Source organism: Bradyrhizobium sp. 2TAF24 (genome assembly GCF_052115025.1).
In the GTDB taxonomy this organism is placed as follows: domain Bacteria; phylum Pseudomonadota; class Alphaproteobacteria; order Rhizobiales; family Xanthobacteraceae; genus Bradyrhizobium_A.
The window spans coordinates 131,555-149,934 of record NZ_JBFRFW010000009.1 but is presented as its reverse complement, the minus strand read 5'-3'; the positions used below and the strand labels follow the sequence as shown (position 1 = coordinate 149,934).

The 18,380-nt window shown below is 67.3% G+C and carries 15 protein-coding genes; 3 read left to right on the top strand and 12 right to left on the bottom strand.

The features are described 5' to 3' along the window. Positions 1-144: 144 nt before the first annotated feature. The 10 genes from AB4Z37_RS15925 to AB4Z37_RS15880 form a co-directional block, all read right to left on the bottom strand. A complete protein-coding gene (locus AB4Z37_RS15925; RefSeq protein WP_441517713.1) occupies positions 145-1,476 on the bottom strand; it encodes an MFS transporter in 1,332 nt (443 codons plus the stop codon). A 228-nt stretch (positions 1,477-1,704) separates the two neighbouring features. After that, entirely contained in the window at positions 1,705-2,406 is a 702-nt protein-coding gene (locus AB4Z37_RS15920) for a glutamine amidotransferase (protein ID WP_441517712.1), read from the bottom strand. Positions 2,407-2,582: 176 nt separating this feature from the next. Continuing rightward, positions 2,583-3,293, bottom strand: coding sequence for an ABC transporter ATP-binding protein (locus tag AB4Z37_RS15915; RefSeq protein ID WP_441517711.1), 711 nt, complete (start codon positions 3,291-3,293; stop codon positions 2,583-2,585). Continuing rightward, positions 3,290-5,005 (bottom strand): branched-chain amino acid ABC transporter ATP-binding protein/permease, encoded by a 1,716-nt coding sequence (locus tag AB4Z37_RS15910; protein WP_441517710.1) that lies wholly within the window; start codon positions 5,003-5,005, stop codon positions 3,290-3,292. The genes AB4Z37_RS15915 and AB4Z37_RS15910 overlap by 4 nt, the downstream gene beginning before the upstream one ends. After that, complete coding sequence (locus AB4Z37_RS15905) at positions 4,992-5,861, bottom strand: branched-chain amino acid ABC transporter permease (protein WP_441517709.1); 870 nt, start codon at positions 5,859-5,861, stop codon at positions 4,992-4,994. The genes AB4Z37_RS15910 and AB4Z37_RS15905 overlap by 14 nt, the downstream gene beginning before the upstream one ends. Positions 5,862-5,948: 87 nt before the next feature. Next, positions 5,949-7,130: an ABC transporter substrate-binding protein gene (locus AB4Z37_RS15900; protein ID WP_441517708.1), complete on the bottom strand. Its 1,182-nt coding sequence runs from the start codon at positions 7,128-7,130 to the stop codon at positions 5,949-5,951. A gap of 28 nt (positions 7,131-7,158) precedes the next feature. Next, the gene (locus AB4Z37_RS15895) at positions 7,159-8,307 is read right to left on the bottom strand and encodes a CobW family GTP-binding protein (RefSeq protein WP_441517707.1); all 1,149 of its coding nucleotides are present in this window, start codon (positions 8,305-8,307) and stop codon (positions 7,159-7,161) included. 4 nt (positions 8,308-8,311) lie between these two features. Further along, positions 8,312-9,982: an amidohydrolase gene (locus AB4Z37_RS15890; RefSeq protein WP_441517706.1), complete on the bottom strand. Its 1,671-nt coding sequence runs from the start codon at positions 9,980-9,982 to the stop codon at positions 8,312-8,314. A gap of 141 nt (positions 9,983-10,123) precedes the next feature. Further along, positions 10,124-12,124 (bottom strand): primary-amine oxidase, encoded by a 2,001-nt coding sequence (locus AB4Z37_RS15885; RefSeq protein WP_441517705.1) that lies wholly within the window; start codon positions 12,122-12,124, stop codon positions 10,124-10,126. 176 nt (positions 12,125-12,300) lie between these two features. Continuing rightward, a complete protein-coding gene (locus tag AB4Z37_RS15880) occupies positions 12,301-12,984 on the bottom strand; it encodes a helix-turn-helix transcriptional regulator (protein WP_441517704.1) in 684 nt (227 codons plus the stop codon). Between the two features lie 207 nt (positions 12,985-13,191). Between AB4Z37_RS15880 and AB4Z37_RS15875 the strand changes: the two genes are divergently transcribed. Genes AB4Z37_RS15875 through AB4Z37_RS15865 form a run of 3 tightly spaced genes read left to right on the top strand, consistent with a single transcriptional unit; the run spans position 13,192 to position 16,224 of the window. After that, on the top strand, positions 13,192-14,589 hold the full coding sequence (locus tag AB4Z37_RS15875; RefSeq protein ID WP_441517703.1) for a transaminase: 1,398 nt from the start codon (positions 13,192-13,194) through the stop codon (positions 14,587-14,589). A gap of 2 nt (positions 14,590-14,591) precedes the next feature. Beyond that, entirely contained in the window at positions 14,592-15,419 is an 828-nt protein-coding gene (locus AB4Z37_RS15870) for a MoaF C-terminal domain-containing protein (RefSeq protein WP_441517702.1), read from the top strand. Between the two features lie 16 nt (positions 15,420-15,435). Further along, complete coding sequence (locus AB4Z37_RS15865) at positions 15,436-16,224, top strand: SDR family NAD(P)-dependent oxidoreductase (RefSeq protein ID WP_441517701.1); 789 nt, start codon at positions 15,436-15,438, stop codon at positions 16,222-16,224. Between the two features lie 524 nt (positions 16,225-16,748). On the opposite strand, the gene AB4Z37_RS15860 is transcribed toward AB4Z37_RS15865, so the two are convergent. Both AB4Z37_RS15860 and AB4Z37_RS15855 read right to left on the bottom strand, forming a co-directional pair. Continuing rightward, positions 16,749-17,507 carry an SDR family NAD(P)-dependent oxidoreductase gene (locus tag AB4Z37_RS15860; protein WP_441517700.1) on the bottom strand — a complete coding sequence of 253 codons (759 nt, stop codon included), beginning with the start codon at positions 17,505-17,507 and terminating at the stop codon, positions 16,749-16,751. A gap of 85 nt (positions 17,508-17,592) precedes the next feature. Further along, positions 17,593-18,126 (bottom strand): 2,4'-dihydroxyacetophenone dioxygenase family protein, encoded by a 534-nt coding sequence (locus AB4Z37_RS15855; protein WP_441517699.1) that lies wholly within the window; start codon positions 18,124-18,126, stop codon positions 17,593-17,595. Between the last annotated feature and the right edge of the window lie 254 nt (positions 18,127-18,380).

Genomic DNA, 18,380 nt, shown 5'->3' with positions numbered 1-18,380 from the left:
TGTTAGAACCGGGACACTAGAGCGCGTTCGCTTTTGATGGAATCACGAACGCGCTCCAGTTATTTGTTTTGACGCGTTTTCTTCACGCGAACCGGTGCCCACTTCGCTCGAAAACGCTCTAGCCTGTCGCACAGGCGCCCGCGCTCAGTGCGCGGAGGTCAGCCCGGCGGCTGGCTCTCGTGGCGTGCCGCGCCCCAGCAGCAACGCCAGCACGCATCCTACCGCAGACAAGCCCGCGAGCGGCAGCAGGCCGAGCGCATAGCTGCCGGTTGCATCCTTGATGACGCCGAGCAGATAGCTGCCGAAGAAACCGCCGAGATTGCCGATGGCATTGACCTGGGCGATCGCCGCCGCGGCGACGCCCGCCGACATCCATTCCGTCGCCAGCGCCCAGAACGGCCCCTTGACGATGTAGGTCGCGGTGACGGCGACACAGAGGATGGCGATGGTCGGCGCGAGCGAGCCGGTCAGCGGCGCGACCGCAAGGCTCGCCGCCAGCAGGAACAGCGGGATCGCGGTGTGCCAGCGCCGCTCACGCGTCGCATCGGAGCTGCGGCCCCACAGGATCATCAGCACCGAGGCGATGCCGAACGGGATCGAGTTGAGCAGCCCCGTTTCGATATTGCTGAGGCCGAACGACTTGATGATCTGCGGCTGCCACAGCGACAGGCACTGGCTGGCGCCGGATGCGCCGGCATAGATCCGGGAGGCAGCGAGCACATATTTGTTGGTCATCACCTGCCACAGCGACAGGTGGCCCTGCGTCTTGCCCGGGGCAGCGCGCTCGCTGGCGAGCCGCGCCACCAGCCAGTCGCGCTGCGGCGCCGTCAGCCATGTCGCCTTCGCCGGCGAATTCGGCAGCACCGCGAACGACACCAGCCCGAGCACGACGGCCGGCACCGCCTCCAGCACGAACATCCACTGCCAGCCGCGGAAGCCGAGAGCGCCATCCATCTGCAGCAGCGAGGCGGAGATCGGCGATCCCAGGAAACTCGAGATCGGGATCGCCACCATGAAGATCGCGACAATACGGCCGCGATAGGCCGCCGGGAACCAGTAGGTCAGGTAGAGAATGACACCGGGAAAGAACCCGGCCTCCGCCGCGCCGAGCAAGAGCCGCACCGCATAGAACGAGTAAGGACCGACCACCAGCGCCATGCAGGCGGAGACAATGCCCCAGGAGATCATGATGCGGGCGATCCACAGCCGTGCCCCCACTTTCTCCATGGCGAGGTTGCTGGGGATCTCGAAGATCACATAGGTGATGTAGAACAGGCCGCCGCCGAGCCCGAACGCCGCCGCGGTCAACCCGATATCCTTGTTCATCTGCAGCGCGGCGAAGCCGGCGTTGACGCGATCGACGAAGGCGATGAAGTAGCACAGCATCAGGAACGGCACGATCCGCCAGCCGACGCGGCGCATGGTCTCGGCTTCGATCGGCGATACGGCGTCAGGGGCGGAGGCTGCAGGGGTCATGAAGTGCCTTTCTCGCGGGCGTCGGTGGCGGCAAGCGATCACGACCGGGCCGCAGACGTCGCCGCGACGGCGCCATGCACCGTCCGGCCCGCTCATCCCCCCATGATCGTTGGGCGACGGACACGGGTGACCGCGCCTCGCCGGAGGCCAGACTAGCGACAGATCGGGCGGCCTGTCACCACCCGTTCAGCCCCGGCCATGGGAACCCGTGGCCCGCGCCCTGCCCGCTCAGACGCCCAGCCCCTGCAGCCACGCATCGAGACAGGCGCGGCCATGGCGGTCGGCGGCAGGGGCGAGCGCGCGGGTGTCGGCGCGCAGCGCCGCCGGGGCGAGACCGGCCTGCGTCAGCTCGGAAGTGTGGCCGATCAGCCAGCGCTCGAAGGTGCGCGCCTCGACCTCGGGGTGAAATTGCAATGCCAGCGTATTGGCGCCGATGGAAAACGCCTGATTGCGGCAGACCGCCGTCGAGGCGAGCCGCGCGGCCCCGTCCGGCAGGTCGAAGGTGTCGCCATGCCAATGCAGCACCGCAACGCCCTCGAGGTGACGCAGCGGCCCCGCGCGCCCGGCCTCCGTCAGGGTGACGGGCGCCCAGCCGATCTCCTTGGCCGGCCCGGGATAGACCCGCTGGCCCAGCGCCCGCGCCAGCAGCTGCGCGCCCAGGCAAATGCCGAACGTCGGCCGGCCGGCGGCGAGCCGCCGCTCGATCAAGGCGATCTCGTCGACCAGGAACGGATACTTGTCGTCCTCATAAGCCCCGATCGGGCCGCCGAGCACCGCCAGCAGGTCGACATCCTCTGTCGCGAGTGCGCTGAGGTCGTCGACACCGGCATCGCGATAGCTGATGGTGTAGCCGGCATCCGCCAGCGCCGGCGCGAAGGTGCCGAGATCCTCGAAATGAACGTGACGGATGGCGACGACGGTCTTCGGCATCGGCGATGTCCTCGTGCGGGCTGCGATCCGGCCCGGGCGATCAGGCACGGCGGGCCCGCGGACATAGCACGGCGAGCGCGCCTCCCGCCAGAACGCGGCGCGCATGCCGAACGTGCACGAAATTGCCCTCGGGGCACCGTGGCGCGGATCGCGGCCTGGCGGAAACGGCGATGCCGTCAGGCCGCGTGACTGCTGGCGGCACCGAGGTATAGCTGATGCAAGCGATCCGGCGCCTCGCGCAGCTCGCTGCACGAACCGTCATAGACCATCTGGCCGCGCCGCAGCACATAGGCGCGATCACCGATCGCGAGCGCGAGTTCGGCGAACTGCTCGACCAGCACCACCGCGAGTCCCTGGTCGGCGAGCTGGCGGACCGTGGTCATCAGGCGGCGCACGATCACCGGCGCGAGCCCCGCCGACATCTCGTCGACCAGCAGGATCTTGGGCTTGCCGACCAGCGCGCGGGCGATCACCAGCATCTGCTGCTCGCCGCCGGACAGCAGCCCCGCCTTGATCTGGCGGCGCGGCCGGAGCTCCGGAAACAGCTCATAGGCCTCTTCCAGCACCTCCGCCGAACGCGCGCCGGCGCGCAGGTTCTCGTCGGTGGTGAGCTGGCGAAACACGGTGCGCCCCTGCTCGACATGGGCAAGGCCGGCACGCACGCGCTCGCCGGGACGCACGCGCTGCACCTCGCGGCCATCGACCACGATGCGGCCGCTGGCGATCGGGATCACGCCGGACAGCCCCTCCAGCAGCGTGGTCTTGCCGGCGCCGTTGGCGCCGAGCAGCACACTGATGGTGCCGCTCTCCACCGTGAGGTCGACATCACGCACCACCGGCAGATGGGAGCGGTCGACACAGACCCTGGACACCTCGAGCTTGCTCATGCCGCCACCGTCCTGCCTTCCTCGATGCCGAGATACGCCTTGCGCACCCGCGGGTCGTCGAGCACGACCGCGGTCGGGCCGGTCGCGATGAGGCGGCCGAAATCCAGCACGTTGATGGTGGAACACGCGGTTCGCACCAGATCCATGTCGTGCTCCACCAGCAGCACCGACGATCCGAACAGCTTGGGAATCTCGGCGATATGGCGGCCGAGCTTGAGCGTCTCGTCATAGGACTGCCCGGCGGCCGGCTCGTCGAGCAGCACCAGCGCCGGCCGCGACGCGACGACGCCGGCGACGTCGAGCAGACGGCGGGTGCCGACATCAACTTCCGCCACCAGCATATCGCGGTGCGGGCACCCCATCCAGGCGAGCACCGCCTCGAGATCGGCATCCGACAATGCACCGGCCGCGAGGCGGATATACTCGCCGACCGTAAGCTCCGGCGCGATGCGCGTGGTCTGCCAGGTGCGACGGATGCCGCCGCGCGCCCGCAGATGCGCCGCCTGCCCTTCGAGCGCCTGCCCGTCGAGCATGATGCTGCCATAATAGGAATCGAGGAAGCCGGCGACCGCATCGATCAGGGTCGACTTGCCGGCGCCGTTCGGCCCGATCAGCCCGGTGACCGACTGCGCAGGTACCACGAGATCGACCTTGTCGAGCGCGACCACGGTGCCGTAGCGCACCGTGAGCCCGCGCGTCTCCAGCGTACCGCCGCTGACGCGCGGCCCGAGCGAGAACTGCGGCGTCGCCGCGCCCGCGACCGCCGCCGCGTTGCGCAGCCGCCGCTTGCGGATTGCGCGCCGCCAGGCGTCGCTCAGCGTCTCGCCGGCGCTCAGCGCATGGGTGGCGCCGAACGCGAACAGCACGTTGCCGATGTCCTGGCCGAGGTCGAGCCGGCGCAGGATCTCCGGGAACGCGGTGATCATGATGCCGCCGATCAGCGCGCCCTCGGCGAACTGGGCGCCGACCATGGTCGCCACCGCGAACAGCGCCAGCGAGCTCATCATGTTGAAGTTGTCGGCCACCAGCGTGCCGAGATAGCCGGCGAGCAGGCCGCCGGACACACCGGCGATGAACGCGCTCATGGCGAACGCCGTGAGCTTGGCATAGGGAATGCTGATGCCGTGGGCGGCGGCGGCGCGCTCGGAGTGGCGTACCGCAAGCCAGGTCGCGCCGATGCGGGCGCGGCTGATGAATTCCAGCGCCACCGCGATGATGACGTAGAAGATCAGCGCGAAGATGAAGTAGCCGCCATCGCTGTCGAACAGCGCCGGCCGCACCACCGAGGTAAACGAGGTCTGCCCCGGAAAGGTGATGGTGGCGAGCACGGCATCGAAGGCGGTGGCAAACCCGAGCGTGACGATGGCGAGATTGATGCCGCGCAGCCGCAGCGCCGGCAGGCCGATGGCGACACCGAACGGCACGGCTGTGAGGCCGCCGATCAGGATCCACAGCGGCAGGCCGCCGGGCGCCTCGGCGACGTTGAGCCAGCCGACCGTCCAGGCGCCGACGCCGGCGAACGACATCTGGCACAGCGCAATCATGCCGGTGCGGCCCGACACGAGGCCGATGCTCTGCAGCGCGACGCCCGAGATCAGCACCGAGGTGGCGAGATAGGTCCAGTAGCCCGGCAGCACGCCGACGATGATGGCCCCCGCGACAATCGCCGCGAGCACGATCACCAGGCTCGAGCGGAAACTAGCGTGCTTCATCCCAGCGGGCTCCCCGTTGCAGCCACAACAGCACCGCCAGAATGATCAGGAACGGTACCGCGCCGCGGTATTGATTGAGACTTCCGAACACGCTGGTCATGCCCTCGATCATGCCGATCAGGATGCCGCCGATCAGCGTCATCCAGAAACTGCGGAACAGGCCGATCAGCGCTGCCGCCAGCGCCGGCACCACCAAGAGGCTCAGCGACATGAAGTCCGGCGAGCGCTGCGGCGCGATCAGCATCAGCGAGAATGTCGTCACCGCGCCGGTGATGCCCCACACCAGCAGCGCGAGGCGCTGCACGGGCACGCCGATCAGTTCGGCCGCCATCGGCCGCTCGGACAGCGCCCGCAGATGCAGCCCGGTGCGGGTGCGGTTGAGAAACAGGTCCGAGGCGATGGTGAACAGGAACGCGAGCGCAATGGTCAGCGCCGACGCATTCGTCACCTCGACGCCGGCAAGGCGGAACGCCGAGCCCGGGAACAGGTCCGGGAAATGATGCGGATGCTGGCCGCCGGTGACGCGCAGGCCGAACGCCACCATGCCGACCAGCAGCGCGACGGTGACCGCAGCCTTGCTCGAGGCGGTCGCCTCGGCGAACCAGCGCGTCATCACAAAGCCGATGGTGACGCCGATCAGCGCGCCCGCGACCAGGCCGAGCAGCACCGCCGGAAACAGCGGCATGCCGGCTTCGCTCAGCGCGATCAGCACGAACGTGCCGGCGGCGCCGATCGCGGCCGCTGTGAAGTTGATCACCGCGACCAGCCGATAGGTGAACACCGAGCACACGCCGAGCAGCGCATAGGCACCACCCGCAGTCAGTCCCGCAACCGCGGATGTCAGGAGAGCATTCATCGTCACTCCGTAGAGGTTGGGCGGCGGACATGCCGCCGCCCTGTCGTCAATCGAGAGCTTGCCCCGCCCGTGAACGGGCGTCCATGCTTACATGACGGGCAGCACCACCCACTCCGGCGTCAGCACCTTCCAGGCGCCGTGATCAAGCTTCATGATCTTGGTCGACTGCATCGGCGAATGGGTCTTGTCCTCGCCGAAGATGTAGGGCGAGCCCGCCAGCGGATACTTCGCCGGCTTCATCTTGAGCAGCGCGCTGGTGATGCTGTCGCGGGTCACCGGGCCGTCGATGCCCTTGACGACGTCGATGAACACCTGCGCTGCGAGATAGCCGCCCTGCGAGAACGCGGTCAGCGGACGCTTGGAGGCGTTCATCGCCGCGATCCACTCCTTGTTCGCCGCCGAGCCGGTCTCGGTATAGGGCTCCCACTCGGTCCCGACATAGACCGGCTGGTTGGTGTCGGCGAGCGCCTTCGCCACCTGCTCGGTGTAGCCCGGCGCCAGGAACAGCCAGTTGATGCCGGTGATCTTCTGCGCTTCCGCGGTCTTGACCCACTGCACCACGCCGGGCTCGACCGAGTTGTTGATCACGGCGTCGCAGCCGGCGTCACGCGCCTTGATGACATACGGCGTCAGGTCGCCCTGGTAGGGCAGCGTCAGGTCCAGCAGATGGATCTTCTGGCTGGTGATCTTCTCCCAGTTGGCGAGCGCTGCCTTGTAGGCTTCCTGGGTGCCGCCGATGATGATGAAGAAGGCACACAGCTTCTTGGTGCCGAGCGAGCGCGTGGCGTAATAGCTGACCGCGGTCGACAGCGCGAACGGACCGACATTGACCGGCGCGATGCTCGGCGAGTTGAAGCAGGCGGCGTCGACGCCGAGGCCCTGAACCGACATCACGTTCTTGCGCTTGTAGGTGGCGCCGTTGACCTGGCATTCCAGCAGGCTGGCGGAGCCGACCATGCCCACCACTTCCTTGTTGTCGATGAGGTCGCGCGCGGCTTGCGCGGCGACCTGCGGATCGGCCTTGTCGTCGGAAATCGTGTAGTCGATCTTGCAGCCATTGATGCCGCCGGCGGCATTGAGCTGGTCGAATGCCGCCGCGGTCGCCTTCGGCACCTCGCTGAAATCGGCAGGACCGGTCACGGTCGACACCGCGCCGACCTTGATCGTGCCGCCCGCGCAGGTCGGGCCGGCCGCAAAGGCCTGCCCGGACAGAGCCAGAAATCCGAGGCTGGCCGCTCCCGCCATCGCGATCGTTCTCAAATGCTTCATTGTCGTTCCCCCTGATGCTTGTCGTCGTTCAGATTGTCTCAAACTGCCGGCGGCTGTCGTGGCGCGCGCCCGCCGGCTGGCGCAGCCGCGCGGGCTCGATCGCGGCGAACTTGCACAAAGTCCGCTCGATCAGCTCGCGCGGAATATCCCGCACGATGAAGACGAGCCGCGTGGTGCGGTCGTCGGTCGGCCAGGCGTCGAGATCCCTCGGCGGATGGAACACATGCTGCACGCCATGCACCACCACCGGCTGGCCGGGCTTCTCGGCGACGTTGACGAGGCCCTTGAAACGCAGGAGATCTTCGCCCTTGAGCGAGGCGACATAGTCGAGCCAGGTCGCGAACGGCTCCCAGGCGACGGGGCCGTCGATCAGCAGGCTGAACGACTGCACGCCGTGATGGCCGCCGCCATGGCCGTGCGCCGCGCCGCCGTGATGATGATGGGACGGATCGGTGCAGCCGGCGCCATGGCAATGGTGATGCGTCGCGCCCGCGGCGCGCGCCGAGGCGCTGCGCGCGAACCACGCGACGACCTCGGCGCCGCGCGCGGCCGGATCGAACAGCCCGATGTCGAGGATATCAGCCGGATCGACCACGCCGTCGCGGACCAGCAGGACGTCGGCCGTGGGATTGAGGCAGGACAGCTGCGCCGTCAGACGCTCGACCTTGGCACGCTCGGCGAGGTCGGTCTTGGTGACCAGCAGGCGGTCGGCGACCGCGACCTGCTTGGCGGCTTCCGAATAGCCGCGCAGCGTCGCCTCGCCATTGACCGCGTCGACGGTCACCACGATGCCGTCGATGCGGTAACGCGCCGCGATGTCAGGATCGGCCATCAGGGTATGCAGCACCGGCGCCGGATCGGCGAGGCCGGTGGTTTCCAGCAGGATGCGGCAGAAGCGCGGCAGCTCGCCAGCATCGCGCCGGCGCAGCAGGCCCTTGAGCGTCTCGACGAGGTCGCCGCGCACCGTGCAGCAGATGCAGCCATTGTCGAGCAGCGCGAAGCGCTCCTCGCTGGTCTCGATCAGGAGATGATCGAGGCCGACCTCGCCGAACTCGTTGATGATCGCCACGGTGCCGTCGAGCGCCGGCTGCCGCAGCAGGTGGTTCAGCGCCGTGGTCTTGCCGCTGCCGAGGAAACCGGTCAGCACCGTGACGGGAATGAGCTCGGCGGCGGCCATGCGGTTAGCCCCGCTCGTAGACGATGCGGCCTTCGAACAAGGTCGTCAACACGCGGGTGTCGGCGATCTCGTCGCTCGGCGTCTCGAACACGTTGCGGTCGAGCACGATGATGTCGGCGGACTTGCCGACCTCGATCGAGCCGGTGGTGCGGCCAAGGCCAATCGCCCGCGCCGCACTGATGGTGTAGGTCTCAAGCACGGTGGCGAGGTCGAGCGCCTGCTCCGGCCACAGCGACTGGCCCGGAAACTCGCCGGACGGATTCTGGCGGGTGACCATGCCCTCGATGCCCGTCCACGGGTCGGGGTTGGGCACCACCGGCCAGTCCGAGCCGCCGGCGATCAGCGCGCCGGCCTCATGCAGGCTCTTGTTGGGCCAGAACCGCGTCGCCCGCTCCTCGCCCATCGCCGCCTTGTGGCCCTCGAGGAACACGGTCGGATACCAGATGATCGGCGACAGGTCGGCGGCGACGCCGAGCGCGGCGAAGCGCGCGATGTCCTGCGGCGCGATATAGCTGGCATGGGCGATGTGGTGGACGAGCGTGGTCGGGCCGTTGAAGCTGCGCACGACATCGATGGCGTCGAGCGCCTGGCTCACCGCGGCATCGCCGGCGCAGTGGATCTTGACCGCGATGTTCTGCTTCTCGCACTTGCCGACCCAGCGCACGAGATCCGGCACCGTCAGCATGGTGGTGCCGCGGAAGCAGCAGCCATGGATGGGATCGGCGACATAAGGCTCATGGAACGCGGCGGTCTTGGCGCCGGGCACGCCATCAAGGAAGATCTTGGCGTAGTCCGGCTTGGCATGGACGCCGCGATAGCTCTCGCGCAGCGCGAACAGCGCATCGCCGGCGAGGCCGAACATGAACGACGGCTCGATCGCCGGCATCGCCGCGACCGACCACGCGGTCAGCTCGCCGCGATCGTCGAGACCTTTCAGCGCCGCGAGGATCGGCTGCATGCTGGCGGCGTCGAGGAAGCCGGTGACGCCGTAGGAATTGAGCAGCGCGATCGAGCGGGCGACTGCAGCGCGGTCCATCTCGGCGGTGTAGTGACCGGACTCGGCAAGCGCGCGCTCGACGAGACCGGAGGCGGATTCGATCATCACGCCGGTCAGCGCGCCGGTGTTGGGATCGCGGCCGATCTCGCCCTGCTCCGGGTTCGGCGTATCGCGGGTGATGCCGGCGAGCTTCAGCGTCGCCGAGTTGACCCAGCGGTTGTGGTAGGTGTCGTCGCGCAGCAGCACCGGATTGTCGCCGCTGGCAGCATCGAGCAGCGCCAGCGCCTCGGCGGTGTTGATGCGGCCCAGCTGATCGGTGCCCCACTGGCCGCCGACGATCCAGCTGCCGGGCCTGGCCTTGGCGGCGGCCGCGGCAATGCGGTCGGCGATGTCGCGAATGCTCAGCGTCGAGGGAAAGCGCGTCTCGTAGAGATCGGCCTGCCCGCCCATCATGATGTGATTGTGGACATCGACGATGCCGGGCATCGCCATGCGGCCCTGCAGGTCGAGAATCCGGGTCGCCTTGCCGATCATCGACGTGACATCGGCTTCCGACCCGACCGCGATGATGCGGCCGCCCTTGATCGCGACCGCGCTCGCCCACGACCGTGACCGATCGACCGTGTAGATGCGGCCGTTCCGGATCACGAGGTCGGCCGCTTGAGACTCCTGCACCATGGGAAAAACGTCCTGTCCAACTGTCATCAGATCATTGCCGACGGCGCGTCACGAACAATCAACCATATGGCTGATGTGTCGCAGCTCCGCCGCCACGGCGGGCCGCAATCCGGCGCCGCCCGGGCGCCGGATTGTGCTGGGTCAGCTGCAGCAATGGCCGTTCGCGTCGCGGCCGTCGACGCTGCGCGCGTTGCGCTCGGCCGGCAGGTCCATAGCCGGATTGGCATCGAAGAAGCCGTTCGGCTTCAGCATGAAGCCGGCATATTCCACCGGCATCACCGGAAAATCCTCCGGCTTGCAGACATGGGTGTGACCGAACGAGTGCCACAGCACGATGTCCTGGTTGTCGATGTCGCGGTTGTGCTGGATGTAGCGCGGCAGGCCGTCGCCACCGGCATGGACATTGGGATAGTCGCCGCTGGCATACTTCTCCGCGGGGTCATGTCGCGTCACCCAGACATGGCGGGTGGCGAAGCCGCCGCGATGGCGCACGGTGCTGCCTTCCTGGGCCAGCATCAGCGGGCTCGGCTGCACGATCAGCTTGTAGCCGGTCGGCTTGCCGACGCTGTTCTTCTGGTTGGGATTGATCACCTTCCAGTAGCGGCCGGTGGCGCCGTCGGCGATGCGGGCGGCGTCGCGCTCGCGCTGCAGCGTGCGGCTGGTGGTGTCGAACACGTTGCCATAGGGATTGTCCTTGCCCCAGGGCCGCGGCACGAACTCGTGCTCGGTGACGCTGTTGCCGCCGCCATCGAGATCCATGTGCAGCCGCACATTGAAGAAGTGCTGGTGGGTCGGGCCGCCGAGACCGTCATCGACCATGCCGCCCCACGGATAGGTCGACCCCGGCGCCACCGCCGCGGTCTGGATGATGCCGGTGAGCTTGGCCTCGAGCTGGATGGTGCCGTCCTGGTAGAGATACCAGTAGAAACCGTAATCATAATTGCCGACGGTGGCGAAGAAGCTGATCACCAGGCGGCGGGAGCGGCGCACTTCATAGGTGTTGTTGCGGAACTCATAGTGCTTCCACAGGATGCCGTAGTCCTCCTCATGCATGCACACCGCGTTCTTCATCACGAACGGGCGACCGAGGTCGTCGGCCGCCGGAATGTCGAAATAGCGGATATGGCCGAGGCAGTCGCACCCCAGCTCCAGCGCGTTGGCGAGCTTGCCGAGGCCATACTCGCCGGCGTCGAACGCGCTCTTCCAGTAGTGGTTGGCAGTGGGATCGGCGTAGGGCACCACCATCTCGGTGACACTGGCGCGATGGATGATCGAGCGCTTCCTGCCTTTGTCGTCGTAGGACAGCTGGTGCAGCACGAGGCCCTCGCGCGGCGTGAAGCCGACACGGAAAGTCCAGCGCTGCCAGGACACCTCCCAGCCATCCACGGAAAAGCTCGCGCCCTCCGGCTGCACGACGTGCAGCGGCTTGATGTCGGTGCGCGTCTCCGTGATCGACTCGCGATTGTAGTCGCGGTTCTTGCGCGGGATCGGCACCGTCACCTCGTCGTCGACGAGGTCGGTGACACGGTTGGCGACGAGATCGACGACCGCGACCACGCCCTCGATCGGATGGGCGTAGCCGTTGTCCTTGAGGTGAGAGCGATAGTAGCTGACGGCCCGAACGATGCGGCGGCCCTTCTCGACGTCACGACCGAAGAAGCCGGACGAGAACGGATCGATCTGCGCCAGCTCCATGTCGGCATCGGTGAGGCCGCGGCGGCGCATCGCCCGCCGCCAGCCCTCATCCGCCTTGACGATCTGCTCGCAGCGCGCGAATTCCTCGAGCATGACCGGCGGCTGGCCGTAAGGCGCGGCATCGTTGGGCAGACGCGCCCACTGGCTGACCGCCCCGGCCGTCAGGTCGACTACGGCCTCGTGGGCGGCACCCGTGCGTGCATCCAGCACCAGCAGGAAAGCCCGGCGGGCGAGCGCTGCGCCGCCGGCATGGGCCGCGAGCTCCGCCTTGGTCGGCTCCGCCAGATGGACCATGGCAAAGCGCGTTTCCGGGCCGAGTTTCTGGTTGGCCGTCAGCAGGCTGGTGGCCAGCTCGATTTCCCGGAGCGACAGCGGATCGAGCGGATGACCGACCCCCAGGGCCTTTTCCGCCGCCGGGGCGCAGGCGCAGGTGTCCGTTTGCGACATGGCATTTTACCCTTGATGAACCTGCACGAGTGTCAGCGCGGCCGGCCCGGTTGAAAATCAACCGTTCGGTGGACGACCGCGCTGCAACATGACAAGACCAACTGCGAAGCCAGCCGCAAACCGCGGCACCGGGACGGCGCATTCCGCAACAGCCGGCAAGGGCTCCGGCCGCCGTTTCAGTGGAACCGGGACATCAGGGCAACCACCGCCGAGCGGTTCTCCACCCCGAGCTTCTCGAAGATATGCAGCAGGTGGGTCTTGACGGTCGCCAGGCTAATTTCCAGGCAGGCACTGATCTCGCGGTTGGTGCGGCCGCAGCACAACAGGTCGATGACCTCGCGCTCCCGCCCCGTCAGCCCATAGCGGGTGACCTTGCGGTCGAGGGTTTCCAGCGATGCATCACGCAGCAGCGTGAACTCCATGTACTCGTGCATCTTGGCCGCCATGGTCATGGCGCTGTCCGGAACCGGAGTGCCGTCCCGCCACATCACGCTCATGCCGGCGACGATGCGACTGTCCTGGCGGAAGAAGAACTCGATCATGTCGCCGATGCCGAAATGGCATGAGAACGAACGGTAGGTCGCGACATCCGGGGTATGGGTCGCGGCGATCTCGTCGGTGAGGCGGGCCACACCGCGGCGGGTCGCCTGCATGTTGCGCACATGCAGCGGATCGAAGCGGTTCATTCGCTCGACATACTGACGATGGAAATCCATGGGCACGCCGCGCAACAAGAAGTTCCCGAGCGTCATGTCCGGGTTGACCCGGTAGAACGCTGCGCCGCTCGCCTCCAGCACGTCATTGGCGAATTGCATGGTCCGTTCCGCCGCCGGATCCACGACGTCCGTCATCATGTCCATGGTGCCCTCCAACTCTCCTCCGCCGGGATTCTTCATGCACCCGTTGGGGCGAACGCTGCGGTACGCGGCTGGCTCAGTCAAGCAATTTGCGGGCCACGCTTGACTGACAGTGCCCTTTGTCGAGCACGGCGTCCCGATCAACCATTCGGCTGATGGCGATCCCGGCCGTTTCTCCCGATCATGGCAACCATGGCTTGAGAGGACGGCATGGCGCTATCGGCAGACGGCGACGCCACACATGGTGTCGCTCCGCACACTCTGGCGGCACTGCGCGCCCGGGAAGAGCGGAAATTTCGGGAACAACGGCCGCGGGCGCAGCAGCTGCACGCGGAAGCGCTGCAGCACATGCCCCATGGCGTGCCGCTGCACTGGATGAGCCAGTGGGGCACGCCGTTCCCGATCTTCGCCGAGAGCGCGCAGGGCGCGCGGCTGACCGACGTCGACGGCCACACCTACGTCGACTTCTGCCTCGGCGATTCCGCCTGCATGTTCGGCCACGCCCATCCGGCGCTGGCGAAGAGCATCGGCGAGGCGATCACCCAGGGCGCGTCCTACATGCTGCCGACCCGCGACGCCATCGCGGTCAGCCGCGAGCTCGGCCGGCGCTTTCGCGTGCCGTACTGGCAGCTCGCGACCTCGGCGACCGAAGCCAATCGCTTCGCGCTGCGCATCGCGCGGATGATCACCGGCCGCGACAAGGTGCTGGTGTTCAACGGCAAGTATCACGGCTCGGTCGACGAGACGCAGGTCGAATTGCGCGACGGCGCGATGCGGCCGCAGCACGGCGTCAATCCCAACGGCGTCGATTTCAACCGCACCACCAAGGTGGTGGAGTTCAACGACCTCGCCGCGCTCGAGGCGGCGCTCGCCGACCGCGACGTCGCCGCCGTGCTGGCCGAACCGCACATGACCAACATCGGCATGGTGCCGGCCGTCGACGGCTTCCACGACGGCCTGCGCCGCCTGACCCGCGCGGCCGGCACGCTGCTGATCATCGACGAGACCCACACCATCTGCATGGGTCCGTCCGGCGGCACCGGCGCGCTCGGCCTCGACCCGGATATGGTGGTGCTCGGCAAGGTGCTGGCCGGCGGCATTCCCAGCGCCGTCTACGGCATGAGCGAGCACCTCGGCAAGGCGCTGGAGCACATCACCGCCGGCCCCGGCATCAACCACTACGGCTTCGGCGGCACGCTGGCCGCCAACGCGCTGACGCTGCGCGCCATCCGCACCTCGCTGGACGAGGTGATCACGGAGGCGAGCTACCGCCAGATGACCATGGTGGCGCAGGCGCTGGAAAAGGTCATCGCGCGGCGGATCGCGCAGTTCAACCTGCCGTGGCATGTGACGCGAATGGGCGCGCGGGTGGAGTATCTCTACCTGCCACAGCGCCCGCGCAGCGGCGGCGAGGCCGCGCGCGCCCGCTCCGACGACATCGAGCTGCTCAGTCATCTTTATTTCGCCAACCGCAACGTGTTGCTGACGCCGTTCCACAACATGGCGCTGGTCTCGCCATTCACGACCCTCGACGACATCGCGACCTACGACCGCGTGTTCGGCGAGATGCTCACCGACTTCACCTCCCCCTCATCGACCGACGAGTGACCATGACCAACGCTTCTGCCGACGCCACCAACTGGATTTCCGTAGGCGCCCTGGCGCAGAGCTTCGCGCCCGACAACAACAATCTCGTGCGCTCGGCGGATCTCGACGGCAAGACCATCACCCTGCACTTCGCCGACGGCCGCACCGCGACCTGCACATTCGGCAAGGACGGCGCCATCAACTTCAACGGCGCGGCCGGCAGCGGCGACAGCCACTGCCTCGCCACCTGCCTGCGGCCCGGCATCTATTTTGTCGACTTCGTGCTGCCCGACGCCCGCCCGCCGGCCTCGGTGTCGCTGGTGTTCGACCTCGACCGCAAGGTCGCCACCTCGGTCGTGGCACAACTGCCGGCCGGCGAGGTCGCCCACCGCAGCATCTTCCGCCAGGCCCAGCAGCAGCAGGAACTGACGTCCGTCGGCGCCGACATCCAGTTCGCTTCGATCGACCAGCCGTTCACCGCCGCCGCCGCGCATCATGCCGCGACAACCGAGCTGACCGGCATCCGCCTGCAGCATCGCTACAATCCACACGAAGTCTACGAGCACATTTATCTCAACGAGCACCGCTACGCCTGGCACTGCCTGTCCGGCGCCGAAAAAGGCCTCGCCGACGTCGACCGCGCGCACTACATCAAGATCGCCGACAGGCTTTACCTGTTCATCTGGCGCGAAAAGGTGGTGCCGACGCTCGGCGCGGTGCTGGTCGATCTCGAGCAGATGAAGACCACCGGCAAGATCTTCGGCTATGCCGACGACAGCCTCTCGAGTGTCAGCAACTTCCAGGTCGGCGCCGTCAGCAAGCTCGTCAACACCACCGTCCACACGCTCTGAGCGGAGAGGATTCGCCATGCGCTTCGCCAACAAGATCGCACTGATCACCGGCGGCGGCACGGGCATCGGCGCGGCCGTCGCCCGCCGCTTCCAAGCGGACGGCGGCAAGGCCATCGTCATGGGCCGGCGCCGGGAGCCGCTGGAGCGGGTTGCCGCCGACACCGGCGCGCTGGTCGCCGTCGGTGACGCCGCCGATGGCAGCGACATGCGCAGCGCGGTCGAACTCGCCATGGACACGTTCGGCGGCCTCGACGTGCTGGTGGCCAATGCCGGCGGCCACGGCTTCGGCACCGTCGAGGAGATGGACGACGCCACCTGGCGTCAGGCCACTCACTCCAACCTCGACACCGCCTTCGTTTCCGCGCGCGCGGCGCTGCCGTCGCTGCAGAAGCGGCGCGGCAACATTGTCGTGGTGTCGTCGCTTGCCGGCCTGTTCGCCGGCCCCGAGGTGGCGGGCTATGTCACCATGAAGCATGCCCTGGTCGGCCTGACCAAGTCACTGGCGCGCGACTTCGGCCCGCGCGGCGTGCGCACCAATGCGGTGTGCCCGGGATGGGTCAAGACCGACATGGCCGACGGTGAGATGGACGTCATCATTGAGAAGCATCGCCTGCCCTCGATCGAAGCGGCCTACCAGCTCGTCACCCGCAACGTGCCGATGCGGCGTCCGGCCGAGCCGGACGAGGTCGCCAATGTCATCTGCTTCCTCGCCTCCGACGAGGCGGCGATGGTGTGCGGCGCGATGCTTCCGGTCGATGGCGGCTCCTCGGTGGTGGACCTGCCGACCATCGGCTTTGCCGACTGAGGATTATTGGACCAGCTCCGGCCCGGCGGCCACACGCTCCGCCGCGCCGTTTCCTGAGGCTCTCCAAGCGTGCTCCTCCCTCCATGCCCGGCCTTGTGCCGGGCATCTTTTTGTGGAGAGGTGGGCGAAGCGAAAAACTGCAGGCCCGATGCCACTCCACGGTCATTCCGGGGCGTCGCCAACGGGTCCGCGCAAAGCGCGGCCCGATGACAGGCTCCGCGACGAACCCGGAATCTCGACCGCTCACCCTGCCGAAGCTTCGAGATTCCGGATCGCCGCTTCGCGTCGTCCGGAATGACGGCTGTGACGAGGCGCAGCCCCTTCCTCTCCCCTCATCCTGAGGAGCGGCGCAGCCGCGTCTCGAAGGATGAAGGCCCGGGCAGCGCGGAGTGGCGTGCGCCTCGGCCTCATGGTTCGAGACGGCGCTGGCGCGCCTTCTCACCATGAGGAGAAAGGGGCGCGCATGCAGCTGCAGCCGGTATGACTTAGGGCACCAACAACGACACTACGTCAACGCTCGACCCTCACGCGCTCATGCCGCCGTCGACCATCAGCATGGCGCCGGTGGTGAAGCTGCTCTGGTCGGACGCGAGGTAGACCACGGACTTGGCGACCTCGTCGGGCGAGGCGTGGCGGCCGAGCGGGATCTGGCTGTCGAAGAACTCGGTGGCGTTGCGGCCGATGATCTCGCTGAGATCATCTTCCACCCGCTGCTGGAAATCGTTGGCGATCGGCCCGGGATGAATGGTGTTGACGCGGATGCGGCGGCCGGCGAGTTCCTTGGCGAGGCAGCGCATCAGCCCGACCTGGGCATGCTTGGCGGTGATATAGGCATAAACGCCGGGATCGCCGCGGGTGCCGGCGACGCTCGAGGTGATGATGATGCTGCCGCCATCGTTCATGCGCGGCGCGGCGAGCTTGCACATCAGGAAAGCGCCCTTGACATGCACCGCATAGACCGCGTCGAACACATCCTCCGGATACTCGGCGATCGGCCGCACCGTGCCGAAATTGCCGGCGTTGGAAAACAGCACGTCGATCTTGCCGAAGCGCGCCACCGCGGCGTCGAGCGCGGCTTCGACGCTCGCGCGGTCGGTGACATCCACCGCCATGCCGGCAACGTCGGCTGACGCCAGCGTCGCCGCGGCCTGCTGCAGCTCGGCCTCGCGGCGATCGAGCAGCATCACCTTCGCGCCCTCTTTCAGAAACAGGCGCGCGGCCGCGACGCCGAGACTCCCGGCGCCGCCCGTCACGATACACGTCTTGCCGTTCAGCGAACCCATCACAACTCTCCCCGCCGGCGCTGCACGCCGCGCTCCGATCAAACGATTGCAGGCCGCGGCGAGGCCGAAGCCTCGCCGCCCGCCGTCAGCGAAACAGCTTGTTGACGTAGTCGGCGCCGATGCCGACCTTGTCGTAATGGTCGCGGCACATCTGGATGTACTGGTGCACGTCGAAGTAGCCGTTCGGCTCACCGTTGTCGTCGAGCCAGATCAGCGGCCCCTTGACCTGGAAGAACACCCGCATCGGTTCGTCATGCTCATAGGCGACCAGCGTGTGGCCTTCGCCCGGCGTCTCATAAACGAAATCGCCCTTGGTCGCGGTCCAGTCGTGCTCGAGATAGCCCCACTTGCCCGAGATGGTGTAGGCGAACACTTCGTGCGGGTGATAGTGGCGGTTCACGAGGCCGGCCTTCTTGGCCATCAGGATGTCGCACCACTTGTTCTGGCTCGGCGAGATCCACAGCGGCCGCGAGAACACGGTGTCGGTGAACGGCACGTAGTAGCGCTCGTCGTCGGTCGGTGCGTTGGCGAGATAGACCTCGGGCAGCGCATCGGGCTGAAACACCTTGGTGATCGGCTTCAGATCACGCCAAAATTCGCTCGTTGCAGCCTCCGGCATCGGTCACGGTCTCCTGAATTGTCCAAATCGGCAGTGGCGTTGTTCTAGATGGCTGTTCCGGGGCTCGGTAGCCTCAGGCATGGTCCAAATCCCTTCTGGTCAAATGATCATTCCCGCCCGATCAAGGCGCCGCGTTCCCCTCGCCTCCCCGATGAATTTAGGCTGGTGGGACTTTCCGTCGCAGGACCACCGCGCGTCCGGCGGAACCGGGCGATCGTCGCAGTGAACGCCGACGCCACGCACTTTCAGCGATG